This window comes from Achromobacter sp. JD417 (assembly GCF_041879325.1).
Taxonomy (GTDB): domain Bacteria; phylum Pseudomonadota; class Gammaproteobacteria; order Burkholderiales; family Burkholderiaceae_B; genus Achromobacter; species Achromobacter mucicolens.
In genome coordinates, this window is the sequence record NZ_CP087159.1 from 2,600,463 (window position 1) to 2,622,697 (window position 22,235).

23 protein-coding genes are annotated in these 22,235 nt (G+C 68.4%); 8 read left to right on the top strand and 15 right to left on the bottom strand.

Annotated elements, in window-relative coordinates:
* Window positions 1-17: 17 nt before the first annotated feature.
* Complete coding sequence (locus tag LN047_RS11970) at window positions 18-737, top strand: response regulator transcription factor (protein WP_062841313.1); 720 nt, start codon at window positions 18-20, stop codon at window positions 735-737.
* Window positions 734-2,212, top strand: a complete 1,479-nt coding sequence (locus tag LN047_RS11975) for a sensor histidine kinase (RefSeq protein WP_373981842.1) — start codon at window positions 734-736, stop codon at window positions 2,210-2,212. Before LN047_RS11970 ends, LN047_RS11975 begins: the two co-directional genes overlap by 4 nt.
* An 8-nt stretch (window positions 2,213-2,220) precedes the next feature.
* Here LN047_RS11975 and LN047_RS11980 read toward each other — a convergent pair whose 3' ends face one another.
* From LN047_RS11980 to LN047_RS12010, 7 genes are all read right to left on the bottom strand, one after another.
* A complete protein-coding gene (locus tag LN047_RS11980) occupies window positions 2,221-4,791 on the bottom strand; it encodes a PEP/pyruvate-binding domain-containing protein (RefSeq protein ID WP_373981843.1) in 2,571 nt (856 codons plus the stop codon).
* Window positions 4,788-5,435 carry a TetR/AcrR family transcriptional regulator gene (locus LN047_RS11985; RefSeq protein ID WP_373981844.1) on the bottom strand — a complete coding sequence of 216 codons (648 nt, stop codon included), beginning with the start codon at window positions 5,433-5,435 and terminating at the stop codon, window positions 4,788-4,790. Before LN047_RS11985 ends, LN047_RS11980 begins: the two co-directional genes overlap by 4 nt.
* Window positions 5,436-5,510: 75 nt before the next feature.
* Window positions 5,511-6,470: a DMT family transporter gene (locus LN047_RS11990; protein ID WP_373981845.1), complete on the bottom strand. Its 960-nt coding sequence runs from the start codon at window positions 6,468-6,470 to the stop codon at window positions 5,511-5,513.
* Window positions 6,471-6,590: 120 nt separating this feature from the next.
* Window positions 6,591-7,460: an AraC family ligand binding domain-containing protein gene (locus tag LN047_RS11995; RefSeq protein ID WP_373981846.1), complete on the bottom strand. Its 870-nt coding sequence runs from the start codon at window positions 7,458-7,460 to the stop codon at window positions 6,591-6,593.
* 89 nt (window positions 7,461-7,549) lie between these two features.
* On the bottom strand, window positions 7,550-8,848 hold the full coding sequence (locus tag LN047_RS12000; RefSeq protein WP_373981847.1) for an RNA polymerase sigma factor: 1,299 nt from the start codon (window positions 8,846-8,848) through the stop codon (window positions 7,550-7,552).
* A complete protein-coding gene (locus LN047_RS12005) occupies window positions 8,845-9,252 on the bottom strand; it encodes a VOC family protein (RefSeq protein ID WP_373981848.1) in 408 nt (135 codons plus the stop codon). Before LN047_RS12005 ends, LN047_RS12000 begins: the two co-directional genes overlap by 4 nt.
* A 41-nt stretch (window positions 9,253-9,293) precedes the next feature.
* Window positions 9,294-9,707 (bottom strand): YciI family protein, encoded by a 414-nt coding sequence (locus LN047_RS12010; RefSeq protein ID WP_373981849.1) that lies wholly within the window; start codon window positions 9,705-9,707, stop codon window positions 9,294-9,296.
* A 213-nt stretch (window positions 9,708-9,920) separates the two neighbouring features.
* On the opposite strand from LN047_RS12010, the gene LN047_RS12015 reads away from it, so the two are divergent.
* Window positions 9,921-10,073, top strand: coding sequence for a hypothetical protein (locus LN047_RS12015; RefSeq protein WP_172802141.1), 153 nt, complete (start codon window positions 9,921-9,923; stop codon window positions 10,071-10,073).
* Between the two features lie 42 nt (window positions 10,074-10,115).
* Here LN047_RS12015 and LN047_RS12020 read toward each other — a convergent pair whose 3' ends face one another.
* The 6 genes from LN047_RS12020 to LN047_RS12045 all read right to left on the bottom strand — a co-directional run bounded on the left by LN047_RS12020 (window position 10,116) and on the right by LN047_RS12045 (window position 14,065).
* Entirely contained in the window at window positions 10,116-10,469 is a 354-nt protein-coding gene (locus LN047_RS12020; RefSeq protein ID WP_062841560.1) for a YciI family protein, read from the bottom strand.
* Window positions 10,470-10,557: 88 nt separating this feature from the next.
* On the bottom strand, window positions 10,558-10,749 hold the full coding sequence (locus LN047_RS12025) for a helix-turn-helix transcriptional regulator (RefSeq protein ID WP_056317041.1): 192 nt from the start codon (window positions 10,747-10,749) through the stop codon (window positions 10,558-10,560).
* A complete protein-coding gene (locus tag LN047_RS12030; protein ID WP_373981850.1) occupies window positions 10,746-11,132 on the bottom strand; it encodes a hypothetical protein in 387 nt (128 codons plus the stop codon). The genes LN047_RS12025 and LN047_RS12030 overlap by 4 nt, the downstream gene beginning before the upstream one ends.
* 162 nt (window positions 11,133-11,294) lie before the next feature.
* Complete coding sequence (locus LN047_RS12035) at window positions 11,295-12,383, bottom strand: flagellar motor protein MotB (protein WP_373981851.1); 1,089 nt, start codon at window positions 12,381-12,383, stop codon at window positions 11,295-11,297.
* Entirely contained in the window at window positions 12,380-13,276 is an 897-nt protein-coding gene (locus LN047_RS12040; protein WP_056317046.1) for a motility protein A, read from the bottom strand. Before LN047_RS12040 ends, LN047_RS12035 begins: the two co-directional genes overlap by 4 nt.
* Before the next feature lie 213 nt (window positions 13,277-13,489).
* Window positions 13,490-14,065: a GNAT family N-acetyltransferase gene (locus LN047_RS12045; protein ID WP_373981852.1), complete on the bottom strand. Its 576-nt coding sequence runs from the start codon at window positions 14,063-14,065 to the stop codon at window positions 13,490-13,492.
* 112 nt (window positions 14,066-14,177) lie between these two features.
* Here LN047_RS12045 and LN047_RS12050 point away from each other — a divergent pair, with 112 nt between their 5' ends.
* Genes LN047_RS12050 through LN047_RS12060 form a run of 3 tightly spaced genes read left to right on the top strand, consistent with a single transcriptional unit; the run spans window position 14,178 to window position 16,958 of the window.
* Complete coding sequence (locus tag LN047_RS12050; protein WP_373981853.1) at window positions 14,178-16,094, top strand: NYN domain-containing protein; 1,917 nt, start codon at window positions 14,178-14,180, stop codon at window positions 16,092-16,094.
* Window positions 16,095-16,144: 50 nt separating this feature from the next.
* A complete protein-coding gene (locus LN047_RS12055) occupies window positions 16,145-16,651 on the top strand; it encodes a DUF523 domain-containing protein (RefSeq protein WP_373981854.1) in 507 nt (168 codons plus the stop codon).
* Window positions 16,641-16,958: a hypothetical protein gene (locus LN047_RS12060; RefSeq protein WP_152384268.1), complete on the top strand. Its 318-nt coding sequence runs from the start codon at window positions 16,641-16,643 to the stop codon at window positions 16,956-16,958. The genes LN047_RS12055 and LN047_RS12060 overlap by 11 nt, the downstream gene beginning before the upstream one ends.
* 47 nt (window positions 16,959-17,005) lie before the next feature.
* On the opposite strand, the gene LN047_RS12065 is transcribed toward LN047_RS12060, so the two are convergent.
* Window positions 17,006-17,611, bottom strand: coding sequence for a hypothetical protein (locus tag LN047_RS12065; RefSeq protein ID WP_373981855.1), 606 nt, complete (start codon window positions 17,609-17,611; stop codon window positions 17,006-17,008).
* Window positions 17,612-17,836: 225 nt separating this feature from the next.
* Between LN047_RS12065 and LN047_RS12070 the strand changes: the two genes are divergently transcribed.
* Window positions 17,837-18,442 carry a TetR/AcrR family transcriptional regulator gene (locus LN047_RS12070; RefSeq protein ID WP_373981856.1) on the top strand — a complete coding sequence of 202 codons (606 nt, stop codon included), beginning with the start codon at window positions 17,837-17,839 and terminating at the stop codon, window positions 18,440-18,442.
* A 13-nt stretch (window positions 18,443-18,455) separates the two neighbouring features.
* Here LN047_RS12070 and LN047_RS12075 read toward each other — a convergent pair whose 3' ends face one another.
* Entirely contained in the window at window positions 18,456-19,430 is a 975-nt protein-coding gene (locus LN047_RS12075) for a tripartite tricarboxylate transporter substrate-binding protein (protein WP_373981857.1), read from the bottom strand.
* A gap of 366 nt (window positions 19,431-19,796) precedes the next feature.
* Here LN047_RS12075 and LN047_RS12080 point away from each other — a divergent pair, with 366 nt between their 5' ends.
* On the top strand, window positions 19,797-22,214 hold the full coding sequence (locus tag LN047_RS12080; protein ID WP_373981858.1) for a mechanosensitive ion channel domain-containing protein: 2,418 nt from the start codon (window positions 19,797-19,799) through the stop codon (window positions 22,212-22,214).
* Window positions 22,215-22,235: the final 21 nt, after the last annotated feature.

Sequence of the window (22,235 nt, forward strand, 5' to 3'; positions counted from 1 at the left end):
ACGCCCCAGGTTGCCCCATGGATACGCCCCGCCGCGTACTGATAGTTGAAGACGACGCCCACATTGCCGAACTGCTGCGCCTGCATCTGCGCGACGAGGGCTACGCGGTCGAGCATGCGGCCGACGGCAACGAGGGCATGCGCCTGCTTGAAGAAGGCGGCTGGGATGCGCTGGTGCTGGATCTGATGCTGCCGGGCATCGACGGTCTGGAAATCTGCAAGCGGGCACGCGCGATGGCGCGCTATACACCCATCATCATCACCAGCGCGCGCTCCAGCGAAGTGCACCGCATCCTGGGGCTGGAACTGGGCGCGGACGACTACCTGGCCAAGCCGTTCTCGATGCTGGAACTGGTGGCGCGCGTGCGTGCGCTGTTGCGCCGCAGCGATGCCATCGAACGCAATGCGCGCCAGGAGGCCGGCAGCCTGTCCGTTCACGGCGTGTCGATCGATCCCATCGCCAGGACGGTGGACGTGGATGCGCGCCGGCTGGATCTCACGCCGCGCGAGTTCGACCTGCTGCACTTTTTTGCGCGGCATCCGGACAAAGTGTTCTCGCGCATGGACCTGCTGAACCAGGTGTGGGGCTACCAGCACGAGGGATACGAGCACACGGTCAACACCCATATCAACCGGCTGCGCACCAAGATCGAGGCCGACCCGTCCGACCCGCAGCGCATCCTGACGGTCTGGGGCCGGGGTTACAAGTTCGCGGCCGCGCCAGGGGGACAGCCATGAAACGCTTCACCTTGACCCAGCGCCTGTCGGGCGTGTTTGCGCTGCTCTTGCTTGCCTGCTGCGGCGCGTCCGCCTGGCTGCAGATCGCGGCCAACTCGCGCTATGAACAGGAGGTCGTGCAGCGGCTGTCCAGCGGACTGGCGCAGCACATCGCCGGTTCCACCGAACTGATGGACGCCAGCGGCTGGAAGCCGGGCGCGGTCCGGTCGATGTTCGACATGCTGATGACCGTGAATCCCGCGGTTGAGGTCTATCTGCTGTCGAGCGATGGCCGCATCGTGGGCGACGCCGCGCCGCCCGGGCAAATCAAGCGCGAACGCGTTGACCTCGGTCCGGTCAAGCGTCTGCTGGCCGGGGGGATGCTGCCCATCACGGGTGACGATCCGCGCAGCGCCGATGCGCAAAAGGTGTTCAGCGCCGCGCCCGTGCGCGTGGATGGGCGCGAACAGGGCTATGTGTACGTGGTGCTGCAGGGGCAGGCGCATGATGCGCTGGTGATGGATGTGTCGCGCAGTTCGGTGCTGCGCACCACGCTCTGGTCGATCGCGCTGGTGGCCTTGCTGGGATTGGTGGCGGGGCTGGCCGCGTTTGCGCTCATCACGCGGCCGCTGCGGGGGCTGACACGCGCGGTGCGCGCGTTCGAGGGCGACGACGGCCAGGCGCTGGCCGCGCTGGAGCAGCCGGGCGACGCGGCCGCCCGCAATGGCGACGAGATCGCGGTGCTGCGGCGCACGTTTGCGCAGATGGGGCGGCGCATCTCGGAGCAATGGCGGGAGCTGACGCGCCAGGACCAGCAGCGCCGGGACCTGGTCGCCAATATTTCGCACGATCTGCGCACGCCGCTGACATCGCTGCACGGGTATCTGGAAACGCTGCGATTCAAGGACGAGACGCTTGCGCCGGCCGAGCGCCGCCGCTATCTGGACATCGCGCTGGCGCAAAGCCGCAAGGTGGGGCGGCTGGCGCAGGAACTGTTTGAACTGGCGCGGCTGGAGTCCGGACTGGTGCGCCTTGAGCCCGAGACGTTTTCGCTGCCTGAACTGGTGCAGGACGTGATGCAGAAGTTTGAACTGGCCGCCGAGGCGCGCCAGCAGCGGCTGTCCACGGACATCGCGCAAGCGCTGCCGCCGGTGCGTGCGGACCTGGGCCTGATCGAGCGTGTGCTGACGAACCTGTTGGACAACGCGATCCGCCATAGCCCGCCGGGCGGCAGGATCGAATTGCAGCTGGGGCTGGCGCGCAACCGCGTGCGCGTGCAGGTCAGCGATTCCGGCGCGGGCATTCCGGACGAATTGCGCGCCGGACTGTTCACGCGCGCCTCGGCGCTGAACCGGGGGCCTAGCGAGGGCGGCGGGTTGGGGCTGGTGATCGTGCAGCGCATCCTGCAACTGCACCAGAGCGAGATCCGGCTGGTCGACGACGCCGAGGGCGGGGCGGTGTTTCAGTTCGAACTGGCGGCGGCAACGCCCGCCTGAAGGACATATCAGCCGGGCGCTTCGCCCGTCACGCGGTGGATGATGCCGCGCACCGCGTCCACCTCCAGCACATCGCCGGTGGCGACGTCTTGCAGGATGCCGTGCACGCTGACCACGGCGGGGATGCCAAATTCGCGCGCCACGATGGCGGCGTGCGACAGATAACCGCCGACTTCCATCACCACCGCGCCCGCGCGCAAAAAGAGGGGCGTCCACGCCGGGTCGGAAGACGCCGCGACCAGGATGCCGCCGGCCGGCATCGCCAGGCCCTCGTCGGGCGTGCGCGCCACGAACGCGCGCCCACGCACGCGGCCCCCGGCCACCGGCGTGCCGCGCCAGGCGTTCATTGCGCCGGCCGCAGGCGCGCGCGCTTCCTGTTCGCGGGCTTGCGGGGTGGCGCCGGCGTGTTCGATGATGACATCCAGGTCCGGCAGGGCCGACCAGGCCTGCAATTGCGCCCGCCGGGCCGTGGTGCGCCGGCCCAGCGCCGCCGCGCCGATCCGGCTGTCCGCCAGCGCGAAGATCTCGGCCGCATTCAGGTGGAAGACGTCTTCGGGCGCGGCCAGCCCGTGCGGACCGGCGGTGCGGCGACCCAGTTCCAGCGCGCTTCGGCGGGCCACGGCCAGATATGCCACGAGCACGCTGCGCGCCGCCTCGCGCTGGTTGCCTTCCAGGCGGGAGGCGGCCAGCAGCTTGGCCGCCAGCGGCCGCTGCCAGAAGGGCAAGGCACGGCGCACGCGGCGCCATGCCGCTTGCGCGGCCTCGCGCTGCCGCGCGCGCAGGGCGGCCGGATCGGCGCCGATCAGGTTCAGCACGCTATTCAGCAAATAGCCCGGCGCCTCGCGCCAACGTGGGTTGCGCAGGTAGGTTTCGTACACGGCGCGGTGGCCGTAGCGGTCCAGGAATTCGGCAAAGGCCGTCTTGAAGGGGCTGACGCCTGGCAACGCCTCGGCCCACGCGGCGTCGTCGCGGTCCGGCGCGCGCAGCCAGGCAAGCGCTTGCGCATCCTCGGCCGCCAGTTGGGCCAGCGTCATCAGGGCGTAGCCCTGCTGCGCGGTGACGCTGGGGTCGCCGCCTGCCATCAGGGCGGCGGTCAGCGCATGGCCTTCGCCGGGCACCGCTTTCTCGACCAGTTCCAGCAGCTTGGAAAGCGCGCCGCCCCCCGAGCCCTGCAAAAAGAACAGTTCATCCGCGGCCAGCACGGTTTCGAACTGTTGGCGCAAGCTGGCGCCCAGCGCAGGGTTGGTCGCCGGCAAGGGCGCCCTGAGCCATTGCTGCGCGCGGGCCAGCAGCTGGGGCAGGTTGTCGGCGGCGTGACGGCGCAGGGGCGCGGCGCGCCGCAGATAGCGCACGATGCGCAGGCCGTGCCGCACGCGCTGGCCCAGGGTCAGCGCCTTCACGTGGATCTCGGGCTGTGCGCCGCCCAGCAGCGCGTTCATGTCGCGGGGCTTGACGCCCAGCGCGTCGTAGCCGACCCACTGGATGACCGAGGCATTGAGATAGGCACGGCCATGCAGCAACGCGGCCAGCCGCACGCCGGGCAGGGTTTCGTAGCCGCTCAGTTCGAATCCGCAGGTCAGCATGCGCTGGGCCATGACGCGCCCCGCATCCCATTCCATTGCCGACATCACCTGCGGCAACACTTCGCGCGTGTTGCCGCGCGACCAATAGTCGGGCTGGCCTTGCAGTGCGGGATACGTGTGGCGCGCGGACGCGGTGACGGGCCGGGCCTGCACGATCCAGAATCTCTCGCCGTCCCACGCCCACTCGATGTCGTAGCCGGCGCCGCTGTAGTCCAGCGCGCGGGCGGCGTCGCGAGCCATGTCGCCCAGCGTTTCGGCCTGGGCATCCGTCAGCACGGCCTGCGCGGCGCGCGCGGCGGACGTGTCGCTGCGCTGCGTTCCTCCGTTTGCGGCCGGCGTCGTGGCGAGGCGCTTGGCGCCGATGCGCCGCCGCGCGACGGGCCATGCCTGGCGCAGGTAATCCTCGCGCAGGTGGTAGGCGTCGCCGTCCGCCTCGCCGTTCACCAGCGACTCTCCCAAGCCCCAGTTCGCGTGGATGACCATCTCGTCGTGGCGGCCCGTCGCGGGATCGATGGTGAAGGCGATGCCCGAGGCCACCGCGTCGATCATCGGCATCACCACCACTGCCATGCCGCCCGCGCCGTCCGCCGGCAGGTCAAGACGCTGACGGTAAGCCTGAGCCTGGGGCGTAAACAGCGAATCCCAGATGCGCCGCAGCGCCTGGCGAACCGCCTGGGGCCCCCGCACGTTCAGGCAGGACAAGTGGATGCCGGCAAACGAGGCGCGCGCGGAGTCCTCCTGCGGCGCGGACGAGCGCAGCGCCAGAGGACGATCCAGCCAGCCGCGTTCGCACAAGGCCTCATGCAGCACGTTCAGCACGGCGTCGGGCACGTCCCGGCCCGGCTGATGGGCGTGGCTGGCGTGCGCGGCCAGCACGAAGCCGTCCGGCACCGGCACGCCGAACTGCGCCAGGCGGCCCAGTTGCCAACCCTTGCCGCCCGCGGCTTGCGGTCCGGATTCGGCCGCCGCCGCCCAGTCCAGCACCAGGGCGCTCATGCCGCGCTCCCGCCGACGCCGTCCACGAAAAGGGTGATGGCGGCGTCAAATTCCTGCTTGATCGATGCGCCAGGCTGGTCCATCCATCGCAGCAGCGCGCCCAGGTAAAGAAACTGAAGGTGGTGCGCCAGGAGGTCCGCGTCCAGGTCTGACCGGGCCTGGTTTGCCGCTTGCGCGTCCTGGATCAACGTCGCGAACACACGCTGCAGGCCGCTGCGCGGATGGCGTTCGTCGTCGCGTCCGGTGGTCTGCATGCTGGCGAAGCGGTAGCGCAGGTAAGGGCCAAGATAGGCGCGGTGCGATTCGGACCAGTGTGCCGAGGCATGCAGCAGGCGCGTCAGCCGCGCGGCAAGCGTGGGCAGCGCCTTCAGCGCCGGCCACAATTCGGCCAGGGACGCCGCCAGCTCGGCGTGAAAGCGGTGCGCCAGCAGCGCTTCCTTGACGGGAAAGTGGTTGTAGAGCGTGCCTTTGGACACGTCCGCCTGCGCGGCGATCTGCTCCATCGTGATCGCGTCGTACCCTAGGGCCTCGAAGAGCCGCCATGCGGTCTGCGTCAGATGGTCCAGCGTCTGCTGGCGCTTGCGTTCGCGGCGGCCGGCGTCGGCAGCGTCGGCGGCGGGCGAAAGAAAAGAAGAGAAGGGCATGGCGGATTCAATAATTAGACGACGTTGAAAATTATACGACGTCTAATTGTTTGTGCTGGCGGTCGGCAAGAGGCGTCAGGCCGCCGCCGCGGCGGGCTCGGGTTTCACGCGTACCGCCCGCAGAACGCCGACCATCAGGCAGCTGATGCCGACAAGCGTTAGCGGCGCCGGCATGGCGCCGCGCAGGATAAAGGCGTACGCCAGCGCGGCCAGTGTTTCAAACACGATGAGCTGACCGGCCAGCGCCGTGGGCAGGCGTTGGCTGGCTTCGTTCCAGCACAGCGTGCCCAGCCAGGACGCGAACAGCCCGATGGCGATCATGAGCCCCAGAAACACGTCGGGCCGCGGACCCAGCGGCATGTCGAAACGGCTGCCGGCGGCCGACATGCCGATCCACAGCAGCGCGTAGCCCGCCAGCGCCAGCGGCAGCGTGGCCACGCCCTGCGCGGTGGCCCACGTGCGAGGACTTCGGCCGGGATGGTCGCGCAGCCAGTCGGCGTTGCGCAGCGGATACCACGTCCAGCAGGCGACCGCGCCAAGCGCCAGCACGGCGCCGATCGCGTAGCGCGACAGGTCGGCGTCCGGCGCCTGGCGCAGCGCCTGCAGCTCCACCTGATTGACGCAGCCGATGCCGATCGCGATCAGGGCCAGCGACGGCGCCAGCCGCTTCCACGGCAGCCGCCCATCGCGCCGGGCGTTGCGCAGGTTGGCGCTGATGGCGATGACCACGGGCAGCGTGCCGATGATCATGGTCGGGACCGGGCCGCCGGCCCGCTGGATGGCGCTGGCCAGGCATAGGTAATACAGCAGGTTGCCGATGGCGGCGAGCTTGACCGCCTCGATCCAGTCACTGCGGGTCAGGCGGCGCAGGTTGCGCCGGTCCAGCCAGGCGAGCGGAAGGGCGATCAGGCCGAAGGCGAGATAGCGGGCCACGGATTGCAGGGCGGCGGGATATTCCGGCAGCAGCAGCGGCCCGATGAAGACCAGCCCCCACATCAGGCCCGCGGCCAGGGCGTAAAGGGTTCCAGCCCACATATGTTGCTCCAGGTCGTGAATGCGGGCAGTCTAGCCAGCGGCGCGGGGCAGATCTTGTACGAGATTGCGGTGGGGGAAGTAGCCGTGCGGCACTAGCCGTGCGCCACTAACCGTGCGTCACTAGCCGTGCGCCTGCCTTTGATAGCGCGCGGGGGTGACGCCGTAGCGGCGCGAGAACGCGCGGGTCAGATGGGCCTGGTCGGTCAGCCCGGCCGCGAGCGCGACCTGGGCTGGTGGCATGCCGGCGGCCAGCAGGCGCTTGGCTTCGTACAGCCGCAGCGCCATCAGCATCTGCTGCGGGGTGGCGTGATGGTGCGCCTGAAAGCTGCGCAGGAAATGGAAGGGGCTCAATCCGGCTTGCGACGCCAGTTCGTCCAGCGTCAGACGCCGCGACAGGTTCGCGCGCAGGTACTCGATGACGTGGGCGAATCGCGGCGCGCCCTGGGCGGCGGCCGGGCGAGGCACGCGGGCATGCGGCCGGAACTGGACCAGCAGCGCGTGCAGCGCGCTGTCGAACGCCAGCGGCTCGGACGCGTGCCACAGCGTATCCAGCAAGGCTGTCACGCGTTGCGCTGCGGGGGCATCATGTCCCACCGCCGCGCCGAACCACCAGCCCGATTCCCCCGTGACCCGCGCGGCAACGTCCGGGTCGATGTAGACCATGCGGTAGCGCCAGCCGCCTTCCGTTTCGGCGCGCCCGGTGTGCAGCTCGTCCGGGTTCATCAGCACCAGCGAGCCGGACGGCGCCAGATGGTCGGCGCCGCGATAACGGAATCGTTCGACGCCGGATTCGATGGCGCCCAGTCCGAAGGCCTCGTGCGTATGCGGTTCGAACGCGTGACGGATGATGTGCGCGCGGTAGAGCTCGACGCCGGGCTGGTGGGCCGGCCGGCGAAATTGCGCGCGGTCATTGGGATGGTCGAACGCCGCCGGCACGCCCGTGATTGGGGGCGCGGCCATATCGGGAGGAGCGGCGTCGAGGGGTTGCATGCGTGGGATTTAAGCACGCCGTCACGGCGGGCCTCCACCCTGAGTCTTAGAGCCCCACGCCTTAGACCCCGCGCCTCAGACCCCAGGCCTCAATTCACAGGGCCGCCGTCCGACTCCTGCGGCATCTCCTGCGCGCGCGCCAGCAGCAACGCGCGTTCGCGGGCGTTGCGCGTCATTGCCGCCGCGCGTTCGAATTCGGCGCGCGCCTCGGGGCCGCGCCCCAGTTTGGCCAGCAGATCGGCGCGCACGCTGGGCAGCCAGTGGTAGTTCGCCAGCGACGGCTCCGAAGCCAGTTGATCGACCAGGTCCAGCGCGGCCTGCGGGCCGAACGCCATGCCGATGGCGACCGCGCGGTTCAGTTCCACAACCGGCGACGGCGCAGCCTGGGCGAGCGCGTCGTACAGGGCCACGATGCGCGGCCAGTCGGTTTCCGCGGGCGTGCGGGCCTGGGCGTGGCAGGCGGCCAGCGCGGCCTGCAGCGCATAGGGACCGCGCGCGCCGCCCAGCGCATCGGCGCGCGCCAGCGCCGCCAGTCCGCGGCGGATCAGTAGCGGATCCCAGCGCCGCCGGTCCTGGTCCATCAACAGCACGGGCCGGCCCTGGCCATCGGTGCGCGCGTGCAGGCGAGATGCCTGCAATTCCATCAGCGCGGCCAGGCCGTGCACTTCGCCTTCGGCCGGCGTCAGTTCGGCCAGGATACGCGCCAGGCGCAGCGCTTCGTCGCACAGACCCGGCCGCATCCAGTCGTCGCCCGAGGTCGCGGAATACCCCTCGTTGAAGATCAGGTAGATGACCTCCAGCACGGACGCCAAACGCGGCGCGCGGTCGGCCGCCGACGGCACCTCGAACGGCACGTTGGCGGCCGACAGGGTGCGTTTGGCGCGCACGATGCGCTGCGCAATCGCCGATTCCGATGCCAGGAAGGCGCGCGCAATTTCCGCCGTGGTCAGCCCGCCCAGCAGGCGCAGCGTCAGCGCCACGCGCGCCTCGGTGGACAAGAGCGGATGGCAGGCCGTGAAGACCAGGCGCAGCAGGTCGTCGCCGATGTCGTCCTGGCGCGCCGCGTCCAGCGCGTCGACGAAGTCTGGCTCCACGTCCGCCTGCAACGCCTCGAGTTCATGGCCGATCTGCGCGTGCTTGCGGGTATGCAGTGCATCGAGCCGTAGCCGGTCGCGCGCACGGTTCTTCGCGGTGGTCATCAGCCATGCTCCGGGATTGTCCGGCACGCCCGTCTGGGGCCAGCGTTCCAGCGCGGCGACCAGCGCATCCTGCGCCAGTTCTTCGGCCAGTCCCACGTCGCGCACCAGGCGCGCCACGCCCGCGATGACGCTGGCGGATTCGATCCGCCAGACCGCTTCGATGGCGCGATGCGTGGCCGCGTTCGTCATGCGCCGGCCGCGTCGCCGGGAGCCATGTGGACGAGTTCCCAGATGTGCCCGTCCAGGTCCTCGAACCCGTGCGCGTACATGAAGCCGTGATCCTGCGGCGCCCGCGGCGCCGAGCCGCCCGCCGCCACGGCGCGCGCCACCAGGTCGTCGACCTCGGCCCGGCTCTCGCACGACAGGCAGACCAGCACTTCCGTCGTCTGGGTGGCATCGGCCACCGGCTTGCCGGTAAAGCCCTTGAAGAAGTCCTTCACCAGCAGCATGACGTACAGGTTGTCGCCAACGACCATGCACGCGCCCTGGTCGTTGGTGAAATCGGGATTGAAGCTGTAGCCCAGTTTCTTGAAGAATGCCTGGGACTTCTGCATGTCGTTGATGGGAAGGTTGACGAAGATCTGCTTGTGCATGGCGTGTCTCGTTGGAATTGTCAGGGGTTGGCTCGTCGGATTCAGAGGCTGGGAGCGGGCATCTGGCGGAAGCGCTCGACTTCCTGGCTGGGTTCGAAGTCATCCAGTTCGAACACCTGGCGCACCTCGATCTCGCAGGACTGGCCGGGGAAGGGCGACGGAAAGCGCATCGCCCACTGCATCGCCTCTTCGCGCGAGCGCACCTGGATCATCGTGTAGCCGGCGATCAGTTCCTTGGTTTCGGCGAACGGCCCGTCGATCAGCTTGCGTTCGCCGCTGCCGTCATAGCGCACGCGCCAGCCCTTCGAGGTTGGCTGCAATCCGTTGGCATCCAGCAACACGCCCGCCTTGACCAAGGCTTCGTGATAGGTCGCCATCGAGGCGAGCAGGCTGTCGTCCGGCATCATGCCGGCTTCGCTATCGGGCGTAGCCCGGACGATGATCATGAATCGCATCTGAATCTCCTGGGTAGGCAAGGCCCGGAGGGGCGCTTGTACAGGTACGACGAACGCGGATGCCCCGGATCGACATCAACTTTGCAAATTCAGGGATAACCCCTAGTCGGCGGGTCGTCGCTGCCGTCCTAGCACCTGGTTACGAAGGTCCAGCCCTGGTTGCACGCGCCTCTCATACACTCGCTTCCGTCCCCAACCCTTTGAAGCACAACGATGAAAGTCCTGTTCAGTCTTGCCCTTGTCGCCACCCTGTTGACCGGCTGTGCCGTGTACACGCCACAAGGTTCGGTGGTCGTCGACCCGCACGATGGCGGCGGCCGAGGCGGCTTCTGTCCGCCCGGACAGGCCAAGAAGGGCAATTGCTGATGCCGATGCCGGCCCGCGCCAGACTGCCGGGCCGGTGCTGCGTCACATGAAGCACGGCCCCAGTTCCCTGACCTCGACCGTGGCCCACTGGGCGGCCGGACACTCGGCCGCCAGCGCCAGCGCTTCTTCGCGGGTCTCGCAGGTCAGCAGGAAGAATCCGCCGATCATTTCCTTGGCTTCGGCGTAGGGACCGTCCATCAGCTGGCGTTCGCCGTCGCGGATGCTCAGGCGCACGCCTTCGGCATCGGACTTCAGGGATTCGGCGCGTGTCAGCAGGCCGCGCGACTGCAGGGATTCGGCGTATCGCACCATTTGCGCGTAAGCCTCGCGGCCTTCGTCGGGCGTGCGCTGGGCGCGTTGGCCCACCGGTTCTACGATCAGCAGCAGGTAAGACATGGGGACTCCCGGAGCAAACTGCAGACGCCGCGAACGGCGGGCCTGCTAGGTTACCGCCGACCCCGCGCGCGCGCCAAGGCGGCGGGGCTCAGTCTTCCTGGAAGATCGATTCGATCGAGGCCTGAAAAACCCGGGCAATGGCGAAGGCGAGCGGCAGGCTCGGATCGTATCGCCCCGTCTCGATGGCGTTGACGGTCTGGCGCGACACGTCCAGGCGTTCGGCCAGCGCCGCCTGGCTCCAGCCGCGTTCGGCGCGCAATTCGCGGATGCGGTTTTTCATCGATGGCGCAGCGTGTCGACGATGGTAGTGAATGCCCAGACCCCGCCCATCAGCGGCCAGACCACAAACATGCTCAGTTTGGGAAAGCCCGCGATCTCCAGAAAGCCATACGTGAACGTGACCCCCGCCGTGACGGCAGCGGCGATTGCCAGGTGTTCCAGCGTGGTCTTGCGGATGAATTCGTCGGACCGGCGAACGGCGCGCACCACGGCGCGCAGCGCCAGCAGGAACGCCAACATGGGGGTCAGCAGCACGACGGTGCGCAGCATGCCGGACGGCATGTCCAGACTGAGCCGCAGTGCGCCCGCCAGCAGCACGACATAGAGCGCCAGCGCGATGCCCAGTTCCTTGATATAGCGGCGCTTGGCCTGGTGTTGATTCATGAAAAGCCCTTGTTGATGTAAAGCGTGCTTGACATTCTGGTGGGGCGCGGGTGGGGTGTCAAGTGTCCTTTACATAGCTCGTCCTTCACCTCGTTCGCGAACGGCGGCGGGCCAATAAAAAACCGGCTTGCGCCGGTTTCTGAAAAGGGATCGCAGACGCGATCAAGACTGGGCCGCCGCGGCGGACGCCGGGGCCTTCGCGGCATTCCCGGCGGGCTTTGCGTTCGTGGCCGACGTCTTGCCGCCCGCCGTCTTGGCGACCGGCGTTGCCGCCTTCTCCGCGGGCGCGGCGGCCTGGGACGTTTCGGCCGCCTTGCCTGCGGCGGGCGCCTGAGGGGCGGCGGCGGTCTTGGCCTGGGGCGGCGCGATGTCCATGATCAGCTCGACGCGGCGGTTCGCGGCGCGGCCGGCGGCCGTGTCGTTGGACTCGATCGGGCGCGTCTCCGCGTAGCCCACCGCGCGCAGCCGTTGCGGCGCCACGCCGTCGCGCACCAGTTCGCGCAACACGCTGGTCGCGCGGCTGCTGGACAGTTCCCAGTTCGAGGCGAACTGCTTGGTCAGGATGGGCACCGGGTCGCTGTGGCCTTCGACCGACACCTGGTAGTCGTTCTTGTTGAGGATGCCGGCCAGGCGCTTGATCACGTTCAGGCCCTCGTTGCTGAGGGTGGCCTGGCCCGAGGCGAATAGCAGCTCGTTGCTGATGCGAAAGCTGACCGACTGTTCATTGACGATCACATCCACCGAATTGCCCAGGTCCGCCAGGCCCAGCGATTCCTTGGACGGGGCGGTCAGCGGCTTGGCGGCCTCGGCGACCACGACCTCGTCATCGGCCGGGGCGGGCGCGGCTGCCGCGGTGGCCGTGGCGGCTGCGGGCGCTTCGGTCCAGCTGGCCGGGATCTGCACGGTCTCGAACTCGGCATACTCGCCGTCGTACTTGGGCAAGCCGCTCGCGGCCAGCGTGCCCACCAGCTCCACCGGCGCTTCGGACTTGGCGTAGCCGCCGCCGTTCAGTGCAACCGCCAGCATCACAACCAGCATCGCCAGCAGCAGCGTGATGAGGTCAAGGTAGCTCAGCAGCCAGTTTTCGGAATCCTGCTCGACGGCATCCTCGACGTGCCAGCGCGCATAGCGGTCCTGGCGGTCGCTGTCGCTGGGCCGCCAGCCGCTGGCGGCGGCCGCCTTTTGCGCGCGCAGCTGCGCCTGGCGGGCCTGCTCGATCCGCTGCGCAAGGGAAGGGGAAATCAGGCTCATTGACGCGCGGCAGCGGGACGGGCGATGGACACGGGGGCGGCGGCCGTGGCGCCGGGGGCGGTTGCAGCCGGCTTGACCTGGCCTTCGGTCTTGGTCTTGGCCTTGGGCTTGGCGTCGGCGCCGCCGTCATAGATTTCGTCCTCGACGTGCATGACGAAGGAATTCAGGGTCTCGCGCACCATGGCCGGGCCGCGCTTCTCGCACATCATCGAGATGCCTTGCAGCACCATGTTCATGGACTCGACGCGGCGCGCCGTGCGGCGTTCCAGCTTCAGCGCGATCGGCTTGCAGACCAGGTTGGCCAGCAGGATGCCGTAGAACGTGGTCATCAGGCCGATGGCCAGTTGCTGGCCGATGGTCTGCATGCTGCCGTCGCCCAGGACGCCCATCAGGTTGATCAGGCCGACCAGCGTGCCCAGCATCCCGAAGGCCGGCGCAAAGGTGGCCATCACGCGGAACATCTGGGCTTCGGCCTGTTCGCGGGCGCGCAGGCGGGCCACGCGCCACTTCAGGAGTTCGATGATCTGGTCTTCGGGCGTGTTGTCGATGATGAGCTGCACGCCCGTGCGCAGGAAGGGGTTCGACACCTTCTTGAGCTCGTGCTCGACCTTATGCACGTCGGCGTTCATCCAGAGCTGCGCCATGGACACCAGCTCCTCGATGTCGCGCTGCTGGTCGTGCTGGTCGTTGCGGAACACCGTGCGCACCAGCTTGAAGACGCGCACGACTTCCTGCAGCGGGTAGGCGATGAACAGCGCGGCGCAGGTGCCTCCCAGTACGATCGCCAGGCCGGGCAGGTTGAAATACATGCTGGCGTCGTTGGCGGACAGCGCCACGACGATGATGAGCGTGAGCAGGCCGACAACGGCGCCGATGACGGTAGACGGATTCATGGATCTTGCCCGAGAACATGGCATTCCACGCGCGGAAAGCCGGATTGTCGGGAATTCTAGCCAGCGAACGCCCCGATCAATTGGCCGGAAAGCGGGGCGAAATAGGCGGTAAGCGCCGGCTTAATCCGCCAGTCAGGCGGGCGATTTGCTTGCGGCGCTCTGGCGGCCGTCCGACTAGCCGAACGCAGCCGCCGGGCGCAAAACGGGGACGGTCTACGGCTTGGCCACGGCGTCCTGCTGTGCCAGCCATTCCTCGCGGGTGATCTCCCAGATCTCGGCCAGATGGCGGCCGCTGACGAAGCCGCGCTCTTCCGTGCCCACCAGCCGCATGCCGCTGCGCGCCGAGATCCGCCGCGAGGCCGTGTTGGCGATGGCCTTGGGCGCGCGCAGAACGGGTTTGCCCAGCACGCCGAACCAGTAGGCGGTGACGGCGGCGCTGGCTTCGGTCATGTAACCGCGCCCCTGGTGGGCAGGGTCCAGCCAGAAGCCGCGGTTGTTGTCAGGGTCATCCTCCATCAGGCTGACGACGCCGATCAGCTCGTCCGGCAGCGCGCGCGTGCGGATCGACCAATGCCACTGCGATCCGCGGCGCATGGCCGGCAGCGCGGCGTTCAACAGAAACTGGCGTGCCCCGTCGGCCGGGTAAGGCCAGGGCACCTTGTCGGCCAGAAAGCGCACGACCTCCCAATGGGCAAACGTGCGCTGGATGGCGTCCGCATCGTCCAGGGACAGGGGGCGCAGTACCAGGCGGTCGGTCAGGAGTTCGACGGGCGGCAGGGCGTCTGGCATGGTGGGCAGAGGATGGCGGACGAGAAGATCAAGCGGATATGTATATCATGGGCGGATTCTGGCGGTCGCCGAGGCCTGGCTTGGCCCTGGCGACCGTGGCATTGGAGAGAACATGAACAACCCCAACGAAAACGTCAGCATGGCGCTTTTCTGCGACTTCGAGAACGTGGCGCTGGGTGTGCGCGACACCAAATTCCAGAAGTTCGACATCCGGCCGGTGCTCGAGCGCCTGCTGCTCAAGGGCAGCATCGTCGTCAAGAAGGCCTATTGCGACTGGGAGCGCTACAAGGAATTCAAGGCGCCCATGCACGAGGCCAATTTCGAACTGATCGAAATCCCGCACGTGCGTCAGTCGGGCAAGAATTCGGCCGACATCCGCCTGGTCGTGGACGCGCTGGACTTCTGCTACACCAAGTCCCACGTCAACACCTTCGTCATCATCAGCGGCGACTCCGATTTCTCGCCGCTGGTGTCCAAGCTGCGCGAGAACAACAAGAAGGTCATCGGCGTGGGCGTCAAGCAGTCCACTTCGGACCTGCTCATCGCCAACTGCGACGAATTCATCTTCTACGACGATCTGGCCCGTGAAGGCCAGCGCACCGCCGAGGCACGGCGCGACACCCGGGGCGCCAGCGCCCAGCGCCGCTCGCCCGACGAGGAGCGCCGCCGCAAGGAAGAGCAGGACGCGCGCAAGACGCGCGCCGTCGAGATGGTGGTCGAGACCTTCGAGGCGCTGATGGCCGAACGCGGCGACAGCGGCAAGATCTGGGCGTCGGCCCTGAAAGACGCCTTGAAACGCCGCAAGCCGGATTTCAACGAGTCCTACTATGGCTTTCGCGCGTTCGGCAACCTGCTGGAAGAAGCGCAGTCGCGCGGCTTTCTGGAAGTCGGCCGCGAAGAGAAGTCCGGCACGTACGTGTACCGCGACAGCACGGGCGACGCGCCTACGATCCGGGGCGGGAAGGCGCACGGCGCAGGGCCGGCCGACGTTGTGACCGATAACGGGGAAGCGCCGGCCGCTGGCGGACGCAATGCCCGCAAGTCGCGCGGTGGCCGCAAGGCCGAGGGCGGCCGCGCGGCGGGTTCGCAGGGCGAGGGCGCCGATCGGGACGAGACCGGGGCAGCGCCCGAGGCGCTTGCCGAAGGCGCGGATGCCTGGAAGCAGCCCGACGCGCCGGAGCAGACCGAAGGCGGCACGGAGGTGGACGTGTCGCAGGCGCCGGGTCAGGGGGCGGGCGCAGCGCCTGGGGAAGAATCCCCGCAGGCGCGCCATGCCGGACAGAAGGACAGCGCGCGGCAAGGACGTTCGGGCCGCCGGGGGCGCGGCGCGAGAGGCAGCGACGACGCGCGGCAATCGGCTCAGCCCGGGCACGCCGAAGCGGGCTCGGGGCTGCAGGGTTCGGCTGAAGCGCGTGGGGCATCCGCGGTGACGGAATCGTCCGGCGGGCAGGCTGCGCCTGAAAACCAAGCGGCCTCGGAAGGGCCGGCTGCGGTGGAAGGTCAGGCTCCCAAAGGGAGGCCAGCCGCCGACACGGCGCCCCCCTTGATGCGGCCGATGCCCCCGCTGCCGCAATCGGCGCTTGTCGCTGGCCCGCCGCCCGTCGTGAACGTTTCCGAATGGATGTTCGTGGCGCCGCCCGCCAAAACGGAACGCGAACGCCGGGGCGAGGCCTCGGATCCCTTCGCCGGGGCGCGCCGAGGAACCGCCGGGTCCGATTCCGAATCAGCTTCCGATGCCGCTTCGGACGCCGCACCCGCCAAGCCCGCCACGAAATCCGCGGCCAAGTCCGCTGCCAAACCCGCCCGGGGCGCCCGCAAGACGGCGTCCAAGACGGAGGCGGCGGCCGAGACGCAGGGAACGCCCGAGCGCCCGAACGCCTCGGCCCCGGCGCAGTCCGCCCAGCCGGCGCCGACGTCGACGCCTGCCGCCGACATCGGCGCCGACACTGCTGCCCCGGCCAAGCCGGCGCGCAAAACGGCTCGCAAGACCGCGCCGCGCAAGGCCGCAAAGAAGGCCGATTCGGCCTGACCGCAAGGACATCCCGGACCGCCGCCCGCCACGCTTGGCTCCTATCCCAAATGCAACCCGTTCTGGTCAGCTCCTGCCTTCTGGGAAACCCCGTGCGCCACGACGGTCGCGGGGTGCCGCAAGGCGGTGCGGTCCTGACCCGCTGGCTGGCAGAAGGGCGTGTCGTTGCGGTCTGTCCCGAAGTCGCCGGCGGCATGCCGATCCCCCGGCCTCCGGCCGAAATTGAGCCGGGCCGGGATGCGGCCTCGGTGCTGGCGGGCCACGCGCGCGTTGTCGCCGTGACGGGCGACGACGTGACGGCGCCTTTCGTGCACGGGGCGCGCGAAGCGTTGGCAGCCGCGCAGGCCCACGGCATCCGCATCGCCGTGCTCAAAGAGGGCAGTCCGTCCTGTGGAAGCGGCTACGTCTACGACGGCCACTTTGCAGGCCGCCGGCAGCCCGGCGTGGGCGTGACGGCGCAATTGCTGCGCGGTGCAGGCTTGTACGTCTTCAGCGAACACCAGTGGGCTCAAGCGGCGGCGTTCCTGGCCGAACTGGAGGCAGGCGATGCTGGCTGAGGTAGGCGACTGGCTGGTGCTGGCCGGGGTAGCCGGATGCGGCTACCTGGCCTGGAAGGGCATCGTTCGCACCCATCGCGGCGTCGCGTTCGCCCGCGTGGCCGCGATGGCAAGCCTGATCTTGTCCGCCGTCTTCTTTTACGCCTGGTACGCGCAGTATTTGCGGTGGGAGTTCAACGAGTTGGGCCGCTACTACGATCCGATCGAACAGGTCGTCTATACGGACTCGGGATTCGTCTGGGTGCTGCCGGCGGGTGTGCTCCTGGCCGTCGGCTTGATATTTGCCTGGCGCGGTTGGCGCCGCTGAAGCGTGCCGTTCGACCGCGCCGGCCGATACCCCCGACACCGCGCCTGTCAATTTGCGCGATATCCGCGGCTGGTCATGCAAGAGTCCAGTGCGCGGTTGTAGGTGTCCACCATGATCTGGGTGGTCCATTGGGTGATGGTGGCGGGATCGTAACCGCTCTGGTTCATGGCCCAACGCTGGCATTCCGTGGTGGCGTTCGCCTGGGCGGCATTGACCGGGGGCGCGGGTTCGTATTGCACCGGCGCGTACTGCGGGACCGGCGTGGAATAGGCAACCGGCGGCGCTTCGTAAACCGGGGCGGTGTAGACCGGCGCGGCTTCATAGACCGTCGTGCCATATACGGGCGCGGCATACAGCGGCGGGCTCGTATAGCCAACCCCAGAGGAATAAACCCCGGTCTGCACGTAGGAAGGCCCTGAATTGGCCGCCAGCAGCAGCCCGATCGACGCCAGCGCAACCGCGCCGCCAATCCACCAGCCGCTGGAACTGCTGCCACCGCCGCCGTGGTGATGGTGGTAGCCGCCACCATGACCGCCGCCGTAGCCACCACCATAACCGCCCCAATTCCCGCCACGCCCGCCGGCCATCGCTGGGGCGCTGGCAACCGCCAGCGCCAATGCCACAACAACCGCCCGGCCCACAAACCGCTTCATGATCTTGCTCCAAGGCCGTCCAGCATGGGCAGATTGCCATCAGGCCAGACGATAGGCGTACTGTACTGCGCCGGCGCCTCGGCGGTATGTCCCGAATCGCTACGGGAATTTCAACTGATTTCAGTCGTCTGACGGCGGCACGGCTGCAAGCCGAAATGGCCAGCGCGCGGCCAGTCTGCGTCGCTTTCGGTAGCGGAAAGCAGGGATCGGTAGTACTTTTCCGCGATGATCACGGCACTACCCGATTCGGCACCGCAGGACAAGCGTCTCACCAAGGGTGAACGCACGCGGCGGCAACTGTTGACCGTCGCCGCGGCGGAATTCGCCGAGCGGGGATTCCAGCACACCCGCGTCAGCGATATCGTCGCCCGCGCCGGGGTGACCCAGCCCGTGTTCTATCAATACTTCACCAGCAAGCAGGCCGCCTATGACGAGCTGGTGGGCCTGTTTGCCCAACGGCTCCGCCAGGCCATCAGCCAGGCTCGCCTGCCCGGCGACCTCCAAGGCGCGGCACTCGCCGCGCGCATCCGGCAAGGCATCGGCACGCTGCTTGCCATCTTGCAGGAAGACCCCAACCTCACGCGAATCGGCTTTTTCCAGGCCGACGCCGCCGAAGCGCTCAAGGACGAACTGGTGGCCCTGATCGCCGACAACGTCCGCTCAGAGCAGCAGGCAGGCCTGTTCCGCCCGGAAATCTCGCCCGAGTGGTTCGGCCAGTCCCTGATGGGCATCATCGAACGCTTCACCCGCCAGCTTCCCGACGCCGCCACGCAGAAAGCGCTGGCCGAGTTCATGTCGGATCTGCTGCTGGACGGGATGCGCAGGCGGTGAGGCGCGCAGGGTTTTACTCCACCCGAGCCCCCGACGCCGCCACCACCTTCCCGGCCGCTTCAAAATCCGCCTTCAGCAATTCCTGAAACTGCGCCGCCGACTTCGCTTCGACTTCGACGCCCAGCGAGGCCAGGCGGGCCTGCACCTTGGGGTCGGACAGTACCTTGTTCACTGCGGCGTTGATCTGGTCGCGGTCGGCGGCGGAGATGCCGGCCGGGGCCAGCAGGCCGAGCCAGGAGTCGAAGGCGTAGCCGGGCAGGCCGCTTTCGGCCACGGTGGGCAGATCGGGGACAAAGCGTGAGCGGGTTTTGCCGGTGTAGGCCAGGAACGTGACGCGCGGGTCGTTGCGGTAGGCGGTGACGCCGATGGTGGCGGCGGTGACCGCCTGGACGCGGCCGGCCAGCAGTTCGGTCACGGCGTCGCCCGTGGACTTCATGGGGATGTGCTGCATCTGCGCGCCGGCGGCCGTCAGGAACGACGCCATGCCCAGGTGCGAGGCGCTGCCGTTGCCAGCGGACGCGTAGTCGTAGGCGCCGGGCTTGGCCTTGACGGCCTGGATGAATTCGGCCGTGTTCCTGGCGTTCAGCGACGCGGACGCCAGGATGATGTAGCCGGTGTTGCCGATGTAGGCGACGCCCGTGAAGTCCTTGCCGGGGTCGTAGCTGAGGTTCTTGTACAGATACCCGGCGATGTTGTGGCTGGCGGCGGCCAGGACCAGGGTGTTGCCGTCGGGCTTGGCGCGGGCGACCTGCGCGGTGCCCACGGTGCCGCCGGCGCCTGCGCGGTTTTCAATCACGATCGAGGCGTCCAGCGCTTTGCCCAGTTCGTCGCCGATCGCGCGGGCGATGGTGTCCTGGACCGCGCCGGTGCCGTAGGGCACGACGATGCGGATGACGCGTTGGTCGGCGTGCGCGGTGGCCATGCAGGCGGCGGCCAGGGCAAGGGCGAGCAGGGTGTTGCGGCGTGCGGCTTGGAATCGTGAGGTCATGAAGCGGACTCTTGGTTGAGCGCACCGCTCGGATTGCGGCGCGGGTAGGACGGCGTTGGACTCTAATCAATGGCTCCGCGCGCACCAACGAATTAATCGCCGCTTGTTTATTGCTTGCGGCGATAAGGCTGCCGTAAAAGGGGGGCAGACCATGGGCTTTATCATGTGCCAGTGACAAAAGCCGCGACTCCGGTCGCCGGCGCTTTTTTTTTGCCCTGGCATCCATGCCCCGATCGCAGAGGAGATTTATTAGTGGTTCGATCCGCAACGACAGCATCGCACTCCCTTCCGACCCGCCATCATGCCGCCGTCTCCTGGCGGCGCAGACGGGAAAGGCCATGGCTGGCGGCCTGGCTGCTGGCGGCGATGCTCAGTTGCTTGTCGTTCCTGTGGCAGGCCCCGGCGGTGGCCGCGTTCCCGCTGCTTCCGGCTGCGCCGGCGCAGGAGCCGGCAGCCACGCCCTCGACGTTGACCCCCGCCGCGCTGGCGGACCTGCTGGACAACCCCGAAGCCCGCCAGGCCCTGATCGACCAGCTTCGGTCGCAGGCGGCAGGAGACAAACAGGCGCCGGCCGGCAACGCGCCATCGCGCGCGGCGCCCGCCAAGCCAGTTCCCGCCACGCCGGCCGAACCCGGCCTGCAAGAGCGCATGGCCGACGGCGTCCAGCGTTTCCTGACCGGCATTGCGGCCGACATGGGGCAGGGTGCCGACGACTTGCGCGCGCTGGCGTCGGGCCAGAACCTGCGCATGGACAGCGGCCAGGCGCGTAGTGCCTTGCTGCCGCTGGCGATGGCCGTCATCGCCACCATCATCGCCTTCATCCTGCTGCGCATGATCGCCATGCGCATCTATACGCGGATCGACCATTGGGTTGCCGAGCACGGTTGCGAAACCGGCACGCCGCCCGTGCGCGGCAAGCCGGCGTCCGTGAAAGTGCTGGCGCGCCGCGCGGGCGCGATCATCGGCGCGCTGGCCATTGACGTGGCCGTCGTCCTGCTGGCCGCCATGGCGGGCGGCGCGGCGGCGCTTTGGACCACGCCGGGGCGCGGCACGCTGGACGGGCTGGCCTCGCTGTTCCTGCAGGCCTTCGTTGCGGTGGAGATCGTGAAGGTGCTGATCCGCACGGTGTTCGCCGTGCGCCATCCGCATCTGCGCCTGTTGCCGATGTCTGACGAACTGGCCAAGTACTGGAACGCGTGGCTCGTGCGCATCGTGGCGGCGGCCGGTTACGGCACGCTGGTGGTCGGACCCGTGATGGCGGCCGCGCTGTCGCCCGCGCTGGGTCGGCTGACGACGATGCTGATCATGCTGGCGGTGTACATCTACGCGGTGCGCGTCATCTGGCAGAACCGGCAAGCCGTTCGCGAACGCCTGGACCGCCGCGCGGCCGGCGCGGCCACGTTCATGGGATCGCGCCTGCGCCTGCTGTCGCGCATCTGGCACGTGCTGGGCATCGTCTACTTCACCATCCTGCTGGTGGTCAGCCAGGTCGACCCGACGGACGCGTTGCCCTTCATGGCCCGCGCCACGGCGCAGACGCTGCTGGTCATCGGCGTGGGCAGCCTGCTGATCCTGCTGCTCAATGCCGTGCTGTCCAAGCCGATCCGCCTGTCGGACGACCTGCGCCGGCGGCTGCCGCTGCTGGAAGCGCGCGTCAACGCCTACGTGCCGGCCGCGCTGAAGGTGGTGGGCTGGATCATCCGCATCATCATCGTGCTGCTGATCCTGGACGCGTGGCGGGCCTTTGACCTGTCGCGCTGGCTGGCGTCGGACGCCGGGGCCGCCGCGATCAAGGTGGTGCTGAACATCGTCATCGTCCTCCTGATCGCGATGCTGGCGTGGACGGTGATCGCCAGCATCATCGAGCACCGCCTGAGCCAGAGCGAAGAGCGGGGCATGCCCAGCGCGCGCGAGCGCACGCTGCTGGCGCTGTTCCGCAACGCCGCGCTGATCGTCATCGTGACGATGACGCTGATGGTGCTGCTCTCGCAGATCGGCATCGACGTCGGTCCGCTGATCGCGGGCGCTGGCGTGGTGGGCCTGGCCATCGGTTTTGGCGCGCAGAAGCTGGTGCAGGACATCATCACCGGGGTCTTCATCCAGCTTGAGAACGGGATGAACGAGAACGACGTGGTGCAGGTGGCGGGCGTTTTCGGCACGGTCGAGAAGATGACCATCCGCTCGGTCGGCATTCGCACGCTGGACGGCGGCTACCATCTGGTGCCGTTCTCGTCGGTGGATGTGGTGGCCAACCACATGCGTGACTTCTCGTATCACCTGGGCGAATACACCATTGCGCACCGCGAAAGCGTGGACGACGCGATCGAGCATCTGCGCGCGGCCTTCGCCGAACTGATGACCGATTCCGTGCTGGGACCGGAGATCCTGGAAGAAATGACCGTGGCGGGGGTCACGGCGGTCAACGACAAGGGCGTGACCATCCGCATCCTCATCAAGACCACCCCCGGCATGCAGTGGGCGGTGCAGCGCGGCTACAACCGGCTGCTCAAGAAGCACTTCGACGCCGCCGGCATCGAGCTGCCGTACCCGCACACGGTGGTGTACTTCGGGCAGGACAAGCGCGGCTTTGCGCCACCCGCCAACGTGCACCTGCAGGCCGAACGGCCCGACGAGGGCGGGGACGCGCGCGCCGCGGGCCATACGCGCCGCCGCTTGAAGCCGGAAGCGGCCAACGCCGATTCGGCAGAGGTGCTGGGCAACGAGCTGGAGGCCCGGGAAGAGGCCGAAGCCGATCCCGCGCGCACGGAGCCGGCGCGCAGTTAGCGGCGACAGGAATGGCGCCTG